This is a genomic window from Paenibacillus sp. YIM B09110 (assembly GCF_037167145.1).
GTDB lineage: Bacteria > Bacillota > Bacilli > Paenibacillales > Paenibacillaceae > Pristimantibacillus.
In genome coordinates this window covers 70169-81091 of sequence record NZ_JBANSP010000015.1, presented here as the reverse complement: position 1 = coordinate 81091, position 10923 = coordinate 70169, and the positions used below count along the sequence as shown (strand labels likewise).

General features: G+C 53.8%; 10 protein-coding genes and 1 tRNA gene. 7 read left to right on the top strand and 4 right to left on the bottom strand.

The window, feature by feature from the left end; all coding sequences use genetic code 11:
- Positions 1–233 precede the first annotated feature (233 nt).
- From V8F51_RS20620 to V8F51_RS20610, 3 genes are read left to right on the top strand one after another with little or no spacing between them, the layout of a single operon-like run.
- The gene (locus V8F51_RS20620; protein WP_337102314.1) at positions 234–635 is read left to right on the top strand and encodes a hypothetical protein; all 402 of its coding nucleotides are present in this window, start codon (positions 234–236) and stop codon (positions 633–635) included.
- Between the two features lie 20 nt (positions 636–655).
- Positions 656–1060 (top strand): phage holin family protein, encoded by a 405-nt coding sequence (locus tag V8F51_RS20615; protein WP_337102313.1) that lies wholly within the window; start codon positions 656–658, stop codon positions 1058–1060.
- Positions 1057–2472, top strand: coding sequence for an N-acetylmuramoyl-L-alanine amidase (locus V8F51_RS20610; RefSeq protein ID WP_337102312.1), 1416 nt, complete (start codon positions 1057–1059; stop codon positions 2470–2472). Before V8F51_RS20615 ends, V8F51_RS20610 begins: the two co-directional genes overlap by 4 nt.
- Positions 2473–2604: 132 nt before the next feature.
- Here V8F51_RS20610 and V8F51_RS20605 read toward each other — a convergent pair whose 3' ends face one another.
- A complete protein-coding gene (locus V8F51_RS20605; RefSeq protein ID WP_337102311.1) occupies positions 2605–2829 on the bottom strand; it encodes a hypothetical protein in 225 nt (74 codons plus the stop codon).
- A gap of 151 nt (positions 2830–2980) precedes the next feature.
- Between V8F51_RS20605 and V8F51_RS20600 the strand changes: the two genes are divergently transcribed.
- The 4 genes from V8F51_RS20600 (at position 2981) to V8F51_RS20585 (ending at position 6494) form a co-directional block, all read left to right on the top strand.
- Positions 2981–3307 carry a hypothetical protein gene (locus V8F51_RS20600; protein ID WP_337102310.1) on the top strand — a complete coding sequence of 109 codons (327 nt, stop codon included), beginning with the start codon at positions 2981–2983 and terminating at the stop codon, positions 3305–3307.
- A gap of 196 nt (positions 3308–3503) precedes the next feature.
- Entirely contained in the window at positions 3504–3860 is a 357-nt protein-coding gene (locus tag V8F51_RS20595; RefSeq protein ID WP_337102309.1) for a TrbC/VirB2 family protein, read from the top strand.
- Between the two features lie 13 nt (positions 3861–3873).
- On the top strand, positions 3874–4176 hold the full coding sequence (locus V8F51_RS20590) for a hypothetical protein (protein ID WP_337102307.1): 303 nt from the start codon (positions 3874–3876) through the stop codon (positions 4174–4176).
- Positions 4116–6494, top strand: a complete 2379-nt coding sequence (locus tag V8F51_RS20585) for a hypothetical protein (RefSeq protein ID WP_337102306.1) — start codon at positions 4116–4118, stop codon at positions 6492–6494. Before V8F51_RS20590 ends, V8F51_RS20585 begins: the two co-directional genes overlap by 61 nt.
- Positions 6495–6516: 22 nt before the next feature.
- On the opposite strand, the gene V8F51_RS20580 is transcribed toward V8F51_RS20585, so the two are convergent.
- From V8F51_RS20580 to V8F51_RS20570, 3 genes are all read right to left on the bottom strand, one after another.
- Positions 6517–7560 carry a tyrosine-type recombinase/integrase gene (locus V8F51_RS20580; protein WP_337102305.1) on the bottom strand — a complete coding sequence of 348 codons (1044 nt, stop codon included), beginning with the start codon at positions 7558–7560 and terminating at the stop codon, positions 6517–6519.
- A gap of 150 nt (positions 7561–7710) precedes the next feature.
- Positions 7711–7788, bottom strand: a tRNA-Arg gene (locus V8F51_RS20575).
- 49 nt (positions 7789–7837) lie between these two features.
- Entirely contained in the window at positions 7838–10882 is a 3045-nt protein-coding gene (locus tag V8F51_RS20570) for an alpha-mannosidase (RefSeq protein ID WP_337102304.1), read from the bottom strand.
- Between the last annotated feature and the right edge of the window lie 41 nt (positions 10883–10923).

Genomic DNA, 10923 nt, shown 5'->3' with positions numbered 1-10923 from the left:
CGCTGGCGGATCTACTTCATCTGTTAACACATCCCTCACCACTGGTCTAAATGAAGGTTATTCACCTTTAACTAATTCGTGGACTACGTTAACAAGCATGCCATCGGGTCGAAGCTATACAGCGAGTGGAACAAGTCAAGATGGAAAGAGGATGTTTGTAGCTATGGGGTATAGTTCGTCCAGTACCAGCCCACAACCATCAAACTATGTATTCACTTAGAGGAGGAACACATATGTTAAACGCACTACAGTTATTCGGAGAAGCAAAGAACACGTACGGCTCAACACGCACATTCACGGAATGCCAAGATTTTATTAATGCATTTGATTGGGATGCTCATCGCCTATCTGAACGTGCGAATTACGAGTTGGTTTTATACGATAAGGTCTCCGCAATTAACGGTATATCGCCGGAACTGATTCTTGCGGACGCACCCGTTGGCGGCGAAGTCATTCTTGTTTACATCGGCGGTAAGCTCACGATAATACAAAAGCACGATCCGTCGCAGTCCGGATTCGTGGCGATGGACGTTGCGCTCGCTACCGAAATCGGCAACGGAATCATCGATAATTTCGTTGAGACGAAGGTTGACGAAATCGCGCGCGAAACGGTCCTCATCCAAATGATTTCATAAGAACGGAGCTGATACGTAATATGAACGGTCAACTTATAGTTAACGGAGGCGTCGGCGTTGTCGGCGCTTTTATTGCGTCCGCTTTCGGCGGCTGGCACGAATCGCTGACGTTTCTCTTATTCGTAATTGGCGCGGATATTATTACAGGCATCTACGCATCGATCGCGGAAGGACGCGGCCTTAATAGCGCGGTTGCTTCCATTGGCGCGGCGAAAAAGGGCCTTATGATCCTCGTAATTTTACTCGCACATCGCGCGGATATTTTGCTCGAACTCGACAACGCTACGATGCTGGCCGCGGTCTATTTCTATATCGCGAATGAACTCATATCGATAACGGAAAATCTCGGCCGCGCCGGCGTACCACTACCGGATAAGTTACGCGATATAATCGAAGTGTTGAAGAAGAAAGGCGGCGTAAAGTGACTACGGTTACGAAGATTCGCGCGTATAACACGGATATCCGATACGTAGTCTTGCCCGCGGCTGAGTACGTTATTAGCGCCGTCGGACGTACGAATGCGAAGCCGTCCGTTTTGGCACGCGAAGCTGGCGCAGACGTCGCGATTAACTTTCCGTTTTTCGGTGCTGGCGCTCTCTACGGATACAATGTCGTAAGCGGAAACGTAGCAAATACGGAGATACCCAAAACAGCGGCGCGGTCGGAGTTTTACGGAATCAGCGGTAAATACGCGATCGGTGACGCAGAAAGACGCGTAGTAGACTTCGCTGTTCAAGGGTCGCCGGCCCTATTGCGTAACGGTGCGGTTGTATTTGCGGAGTCAGTCGCGAATGACCAAACAGGCGCCGATATCGTAACTGGTCGCGCTCAACGAACGGCCATCGGTATACACGCAAATGGTGACGTCGTGTTTGTTATTTCCGATGGTCGAACGGTCGCGAACGTAGGGTTAACGCTTACCGAACTTGCAACGGTTATGCGCGATCAACTGGCGTGTGTTGACGCGATTAACGGTGACGGTGGCGGTTCTTCGATGCTCTACGTCGACGGTGCGATTGTTAATAACGTTGATGAGCGCGCGACGGGCTGCGCATTGATCGCGAAGAAGAAAGAAACGAAGGTGACGAATATGAAGATCGTAATCGACGCCGGCCACGGTCTCCAAACGGCGGGCAAACGGTGTCCCGACGATTCGATGCGTGAGTTTGCGTTCAATAGCGTGGTCGCGCGTTATGTACGTGACACCCTCGCCGAATACGAAGGCGTAACCGTTAAATTTTCGCATGACGATACCGGCGCCGTTGACGTCGCGCTGGCTGACCGCGTTAAGATAGCGAACGATTGGAATGCGGATGTATTCGTATCGATACACGCAAATGCGGCCGGCGACGGTTGGAGTACCGCGGCAGGTATCGAAACGTATACGTCGAACGGCGCATCAGCAACGTCCGGTAAGATGGCAGCGGCCGTACAGAAACGGCTTATCGCGCAGACCGCTCGTAAGGATCGCGGAGTAAAGCGCGAAGACTTTTACGTAATCGCAAAAACGAAGATGCCGGCGATATTAGTCGAGGCGGGCTTTATGACGAACGCGGAGGAAGCTTCGTTATTGAAGACGGGCGCGTACCGTAAGAAATGCGCGGCTGCTATCGTTGAGGGATTGGCGGAGGTATTTGCGTTGAAACGTAAAGTCGTAGCGCCAACTCCGTCAACTAACGCAGTAACCGTGATCGTCAACGGTAAGAAGCTAGCGGAGGGACGTCTCGAAAACGGCGTTACGTACGTAGATAATTTACCGGTCCGCGCGCTCGCCGAGGTTATTGGCGCGTCCGTTGCGTGGGACGGCGTGACGCGTACAGTTACGATTACGAAATAAATACGGACACGCATTATGTACGAGCCCGGCCGCATACGCTGGGAGTAGCGTAGGGCCTTCGCCCGTAGCGCAAAGAGCGACGTGGAACATTACGGAGAAAATTCCGTTGTCCACGTCGCTCTTTTTTGCGTTTCAGAACGTCCAAAAGTCGCTAGTATTTACGTCCTCACCGGTCACCCTCCGTGTTGCCTCGATTAACTTCCGCATAGTAGTTCCGCTTGGTAAATGATCCGTACTACAAACCCGCGTTAACGTATCCTTTCCTAGCCCCGTAATCGCGCGTATCTTCTCTTGGTCGACCTTCCGCGCGTCCAAGTATTCCCCGTATTTGCTGCGTTTCTTTCCCAATCCACTCATCCGGAAGCCCTCCGTAACTATCAGTAATACTACGAGTTTGGACGAGTCTATTAAATTCTATACGCCATCTATCCGCATTTTTGCGGAATATTGACCGAGCCGTGCCGCGTAACCTCTAACATCAAACGTTTTACGAAGGAGGCGGTGGCCGGTGAACAAAACGCTACTCAAACAGATGGCGTCGGAAGTATCTGTAAAAACGCTCGGTGGAATGCTCGTAAATTACGCGGAAATGGCCGCAGAGTTCGATGAGGTGACGGAAGAAATGCTTAACGTTGTCGATACGCTCGAGACACTAATCGCGGAGTTGAAATCGCGCGGCGGTATCAAACCTGAGAAGAAACGCGATAGCAGACGGAAGAACGGAGGCGATTCGGATGGATCAGTACGTACGGAAAGCGGTGAGCTTCAACGCGAACAATCCGCAGCAACGCCGACTATTCGAGTGGGTAACGGAGCGCTCCGGGAACAACTTTAGCGGATACGTAAAAACGGTCCTGTACGCTCATATGAACGCAGAGAGCGAGCAGAACCGCGGAGTTTTAGAACAGAAATGTAGCAGCACCGATGAGGCCGCCGACTGCGAGACCGATTAGAAAGAACACGTTACACCGCCTCCTTTTTCGGTAGGATGCCCGAATTTAACGGATAATATACGGAGGGAATGATCCGGTATGGCACGCACAGCAGCGTTAGATTGGCATGGGTTTATGCGCGGAGAAGTGATACCACTCGAACGTAATCAAACGGTAAGTATCGTAGCAAAGACGGCGAGCACTGTACATTTAGCGCTGATGCCTACGTCGGTATTCGCGGCCACAACTGCGCCAGGCGACGCAACATGGACGGAGATATTTACGACTGTTTTGAATATCGCGGATTGGTTATGTGCAGGCGTAATTGTATTCGCTGGCGTAACGTGGATGTTCGGCAACCGCACGAAGGCGATCGAGTTTATTATGGGCGGTAGCATCGGATACATCATCGTTCGGCACGCGCTCGATATCCGTAATTGGTTGAAAACGTTGTGAGGCGGTGGTTGCGGTGATTATACGAATTAACGGTGAGCCGAGTGTAATGGACCGCATTAATGACTTCGCGGATAGGTTTATCGAACAGGAAACGGAGTATATCGTAAAACCGGCGACCGACACGTTGTTTACGTACCTTGAGCGTTTCGTTGACGTAATTAACGCGTGCTCTGCCGAAATTATAACGCTCGGCATCGTAACGTGTGCGGTCGGCCTCATGGTCAATCCGATAGTTGGCGGAGGAGGCGGTAACAAGTGGATAGGTCGGCTCTTTATCACGTTTTGGGGCGGCGTCATTTGGCGCATGATTACGTAACCTTTCGCATCATTCCGCATCATACCGTACTAAACTCGGCGTCACGCAACTTCCAACGCGCCATGTACGAATTGTTCAGTGTAAAAACGCAACCGGTGGCGCATTTCTATTGGATAACGAAGCTCGCCGCGGATTCAATCGAATATTACGTAAGAGTGCCCGCCGATTTCGCGGAGTCGTTCCGTACGAAGTTCCGCAATCACGATCAATGGCGCAAGTCTACGCTAGAAGTCGCGGATGACTTTGAATTGGTCGCGCCGGATAACACGGATCTGTACGCGCTCAAGTACCGCCGCGCCGATATGTTTTCGCTAGACTTTCGTTACAACGAGCAACAGACGCCGGTGCGCGATCTACTCGGCGTTACAAACGAATTGGCCGCGGACGAATCGATTACGTTATTCATCCGCCAGGAAACAGTCGATCGCGGAAAGTGGAAACGTATTGCCGACTACGCCTGGGAAACGTGGGAACGTGGCGGAGTTCCGTACCGTGCGGGCTTCGATCCGCTACGCTTTCTCCGCGATTTAGTTAACGCCGGCGCCTACGTATTTTATGAAGTCAGAACGCTGATTGATGACGTAATGGTTGGCGTAGAAAAGACGTTCTTTCACGGATCAAACACGCGTCCCAAACCGGACCGGCCAACGTTTCTTAATCCGGAACGCGCGGAGCTTTTGGTCAACGGCGATCTCTCCGCAATGACGAAAAACAAGCGCAACCTGCCCGTATTCAAAACGTCGATCCGGTACGCAGTCACGGCAGCCGACGAGGTCAAGCGCGGCATGTTGGCGCGGTCAATGGCGGGCGCATACGGCGGGCTGGCGGGCGATAACCGGCTCGAATCGGTACGCGTTAATATACGAAGCCGCCGCGAGTGGACCCCGTCGCTAATGAGCGTGGATGAGCTCGGCAAATTAACGCAGCTTCCTACGGCTGAATTGCAGGCGGAGTTTAGCGGAGTGCTTGCGGCGAACCGGCGTGTCGAAACGGAAATGCCGCGCGTATTCCTTGACGACAGCGGTATCCTCGCCGGTACTGTCACGGATCGTGGCGCGGTTCATAACGTTCACATTCCGACGGCGGACGTAGATTTCTTGTTTACACCGCGCATCGTTAACGGGTCGCCGCGTATGGGCAAGGATCAGCACGTAATCAACCTCGTAGTCGAGGCGAAACGTAAACACGGAATCGGCGCGGTCATTATCGACGTCATCGACGAGCGCAATGGACATCGCGGCATGAGCGATGCTGTACGCGACCATATACCGACAGCCGACGTAATCGACATCGATCTCGGTGATACGGAGAATCCGGTCTATCTCGGACTCGACTCCGTGATGCGTAATCTAACGGATAAACGTATTGCAGCCGATCGGATAGCGGAAGAGATAACGGCGTTCTTGCTGGCGGATGGAGACGCGGATCACCTGCAGACGGCGGACTATTTACGTGAGGCTGCGAAGATGACCGGCGGAGATATACTCGCGATTAAGCATATGTTTACGTCGAAAACGTACAGGGCGGCGGCCATCAAACGTAACGAGGCGTTATTCGACGTCGATATATGGCGCGACTACGATAAGATGTCCGACGGCATGCAGGCGCAAAAGTACGCACCGGTTGCGCGGCGGATCGGTCAGATTATGAACAGCGAGTTTCTGCGGCCGCTATTCTGTCAGACGCCGGATGAGCGCGTAGATTTGTTCCGGTGGATCAGCGAAGGAAAAGTCGTACTGTTCCGTGTGCCGACCGGTAAAGTATCGGAGCGCGCCGTACAGATCATCGCATATTGGCTCGTACTAAATACGTTTCTCGCGAAGATTGCGCTAGGTGGCCGCGGTGCCGGAACGTATCTAGTGCTCAACGAACCGCACCAATTTCTATCGGATGGCCTCGTACATTTCATGGAGCGGATGTTATCGGAGGGACCGAAATACCGTTTGGCGCCCGTTATCATATTTCACCACTTCGCACAGTTCAAACGTTACAGCGGCTTCGTCGATATGATGTTCGCGGCGTCGGCGAATTGGCACGTTTTCAAGAATACGAACGCCGGCGTGTACGAGCGGTTAATGCCGTATCTCGGCCGTACATTTGCCGACGCTCAGCACGCGTTCGAGGCTACGAAGCGGTTTCAGTATATCGGCGTATGGCTGAACGCGGCTGGCGAATACGAAGCGCCGTTCGTTGCCGATGCGCTGCCGATGGTCGGGGCGCGGTATGAAGCGGAGAAGGGGCGGCAGGTGGCGAGGGTTGGGCGTTCGATAACGGAGGTGCTGGCGGATATAAAACAGCGGAATAAGGACGCGCGATGATGACGTCTTATTCCGCGGTGTCTTAACGGCGCTTGCCTACGCGTGTCAGGCCGAGACGTGCTAACGGTGAAAATTGCGCATGTTGTTGCGCCGCGTGACCGTCGTTTACCTTCGCGTAGCCTCGCGTTGTTTCAATGTTAGCGTGCGCGACTATACGTTGTAGCGTGAATAAGTCGCCTCCGTTAAGTAGAAAAGTTGTGATGAAGTAGCTACGGAATTGGTGTGGATGTGCGAGCTCTTTATCAACGCCGGCTTTGAGTGCGTGCTGTTTCAGACGCTTACGGAAATGGTCGGCCTTAAGTGGCTCACCGTAATTCGCAACGAAAATATGGTCCGTATCGAAATAGCGTCGATTCTCCGTTACCAACGCCAACAATTCGCGAGCACATTCCGCCGATATCGGCACGACGCGCGGCTTGCGGTTCTTGTTCATCCACGCGGGCAGATTCAAACAGCGGCCCTTTATGTCAAGAAATTCGGTCGTTAACTGTACCGCCTCGTTTATGCGCAGACCGCAGTCGGCCAGCGTCATCATTAGCGTCCGATCGCGGAAGCCGGCGTAAGTTTCCGTATTCGGCGTGGCTAGTAATCGCCGGACGTCATCGTCCGAAAACGTTTCTTTTTCTTCGCGGTCAAAACGTTGCTCCTTTAAGTTGGCAACGGGATTAACCGGTATCAAGCGCTCATTTGATAAGAAATTGAATATCGTACGTAAAGTACGTATCCGGTACGCGACTGTATAAGGTGATACGGTGACATCTGTTTGTTCACGCTTATGGACGCCGCTATACTTCGGCCGCGTGCTAACGTAATTCATAAAGTCGCGCATAACCGTCACGGTAATTTCGTCAGCTGACGTGATCTGCGGCCGCTCAGCGTCTAACCAGTCGCGGAAAAAGCGCCAGTTATTAACGTACTCGTCCTCTAACGATTTCTTGCGTATACCTTCCGCCTTCTTCGCGCTATAAAAAATATCGAATGCCGCGTCCAATTCGAGCGCAGCCCGTGATTCCTCCGCGACTATTCGTTGATTCCTTACGATTGACCGTCCTTTACGCGGGTCCATAACGAAAAAACCTCCTACGAAATGTTCGTAAGAGGCCGCTTTTTACGTGCTATAGTTAACGTCAAATTCGTCCGTAAACGGTTGCCCTTACGTATGCCCTCCGTCACAATCAACGGTAGACAAACGTGGTAATGACGCGGTTTATACCGATGGCGCGCCGCGGGGGGATTCGAACCCCCGACCCATCGTTTAGGAAACGATTGCTCTATCCTGCTGAGCTACGGGCGCAACACTTCACATTTTAACATGGGTGAAGTTGGAGGCGCAAGTGATCGCTTTATAGCGGGATGATTCGAATGGTCTTCACTTCGAACGGGGTAAACCGCAGCTCGACCTCCGAAGGGCCGTTCACAGCCAACTCATCGCCTGCATTTTGTTCCAGCAAATCGGTTTCCCGGACGCTGGAGAAACCGTAGGCGAAGCAAATCGTACTGCGCGCCGACATGCCTTTGGACTCGTACAGACGGGCGATCACATGCCCGGAGCCGTCTTCGGCCATCTTCACCGTATCGACGACGATATTGAGATCGGACGATGTGAGCAAGCCGCAGAACGTTCCAACTGCACCGGCCGCTTGCGGAATAGGCGTGTTCAGCTCTAACGCTTCACGAATGACCGGATTGCTGACGAAGCCTTCGTTCCAGACATGGAACGCATACGTAAATTCATGCAGACCGACATCTGCCGTCGCATCAGGGTCCGAAGGCGCGCGAAGCAGCGTCAGGTTCATTTCGTTGCTATACGTATTCATGCCGTATTTGCAATCGTTCAGCAGCGCGAAGCAGCGGTCACCTTCGACGAAAGCGGACCAGCGGTGCTGGCTTACCTCATAACGGTCGGCGTCATGCGGCCTTGAGAAATGATTCGGCCGTTTGACGTAGCCGAACTGCATCTCGTGAAGCGCTTCGTTCGTATGCACGTTCACTTGGAAGCCGACCTTTAGCAGCTTATGGCGTTCTTTCCAATCGACGGTTGTCTTGAATTCGACGCGGCGGCCGCCCGCAGTCAGCCGAACGGTCTGCACGAGGGTAGACGACGCCATACTTCTGCGAATCGTGATTTCCGCGAATAAAGGACCGCTTGCCGTTACGGTCAGTTCGGCAGACTCCGTAACCTCAAGCTCGGAGCTTGCATAACGGCGATCCAACTCCCAAGCGTCATAGTTAGACGTTTGATCGCGGTATAGGCGGAATTGATTGCACAATCCGCTGGCCCATTCTTCTCTACGCTCCTTGTCCCAAATGCTAACGATTTCTCCGCGCTCATTAAAGCGGACGAGCAACAGCTCGTTCTCGAGTGTATCGGCCGTTGCCCATGCGCCGCGCAAAGTCACTTCCTCAGCAGGCAGCGCGGGAGCGGGTTCTATGGAGAGGTAACCGCTGGCCGGCAGCTCGGTACGCGCATACAGCATGCCGTCCGCAGACTGCACAGGCAGCCTTCGTCCAAGGCTGTCCTTAGCGCCTTCGTAGCCTTGCGGAAGCTCAATCAGGGCGCTTCGCTCCCATTGCAGCACGTTGAACAGCGTGATGCCCGCATCAGGCTCGCCCTTCACTAAAGAGGAGGCGGCCTCGCGGCTTATCTCATGAGCAGTCTGAAGCATATCTGCAAAACCTCCTCTAGCCTCTTCATGTACGCGCTCGATGGACGTTCCCGGCAAAATATCATGGAACTGCAGGAGCAGCAGCTTCTTCCATGCTTCCTCTAGCTGCGCGAGCGGATAAGCGGTTCGGCCTGCACTTGCCAGAGCTGCAAGCGTACTGAGCAGCTCAGCTTCTTTCAGCGCTGCTTCGCCGGCGCGGTTGCCGCGTTTCATCGCGGCCTGCGAGGTGAATGTTCCGCGATGCGCGGAGTAATACAGTTCGCCGACATAACGGCTGCCTGGCATGCCGCGCTGCTCCAGGTCTTCAAAGTAATCGATCGGCGAGCTGATCGCCGTTCGCGGTACGCCCTCCAGGTCATTTATGCGCCGCAAAAATTCCAAGTCGTTGCGGTTGGCACCGCCGCCGCCGTCGCCATAGCCGAATTGCGAGAGGCGGGTCGAAATGCCGTACGTCTGCGTACGGTCCTTCCACTGGAGCATGGCGAAGTTAACGTCCGCCGGATTCGGGAACGGACCGTAATCAAGCAGATGAACGGGAACGGACGAGCCGTCGATGCCTTCCCATGCGAACGTATTGTACGGGAATGGATCGCCGTCGTTATCGTAGGTTTGGAACATTTTGACCGAAGCGAAATAACGGACGCCGCTCTTGCGCATCAGCTGCGGCAGGTTGCCGGAATAGCCGAAGACGTCGGGCAGCCATAACATCTGACTATCGACGCCGAACTCGTCACGCAGGAAAGCCTTTCCGTACAAGAACTGGCGAACTAGGCTTTCGCCGCTCGGGATGTTCGCATCCGGCTCTACCCACATGGCGCCTTCAAGAATGATCCGGCCCTCTGCGACGTACCGCTTCACGCGATCGAACAGCTCGGGATATAAGTCCTTCGTCAGCTGCAGCAAATAAGGCTGGCTCTGCACGTAGCGATATTCCGGATACTGCTCCAGCAGAGCGAGCTGATTGGATAGCGTGCGCGCGATCTTGCGCTTCGTCTCCTCGATCGGCCACAGCCAAGCAATGTCGAGATGGGACTGTCCCATCATGAACAGCTTTGGCGCGGTCGATCCGTTCACGCAGTCGAGCAGCGGCCTTAGCACGTCACGTCCGGCGCGAGCCATCGCCTCCAGCGCGTCGTCTTGGACGCTCCAATCCATGAGGGCGATTAGCCGCTCGAACGCCTGGTCGATCTCGCTTGCTCTGAGCGTCTTCGGGTCAATCAGGTTCCGAAGCTGGTACAGCGATTCCAGATCGATGAAAAAATGATACATCTCCTCATTGGATCGAACGAGCCAGGATTGCTTATAGACGGGAAGCTCGCGGTCATGACCGGCATAAGCTTCCGCCATAATCGCGTACCGCTCGCCAGCCGCTGCATCCGTCGTCAACGTCACGGTCTTGTGCTGCAGATCGATAGCGCCGGCCAGCTTGCCGTTCACATACACGGTACTCTCCGAACCGAGCGCGAGCCGCAGTTCAACACGATGCCCCGCTGCTTCGGCGGGCAGTTCGACGATTCCGCCAAACCAGCCGTATTGCCACGTCGTTCCCCATTGCATGCCGGGAGCCATTTCGCTATATGTTAGCTCCAGCGCCTCTTCAAGCGACAGCCACTGATCCGCTGGCGAGTAGGAGAGCTTCACTTCCCGAAGCGGTCGGTACAGCAGTCGTTCCTTTTCCCTGATCCATTTGGCTATATGATAAAAACGTTCTTTTGCATACATAATTAACGCCTCCGGTATTGCAGATAAGTGTGTGGACCCCG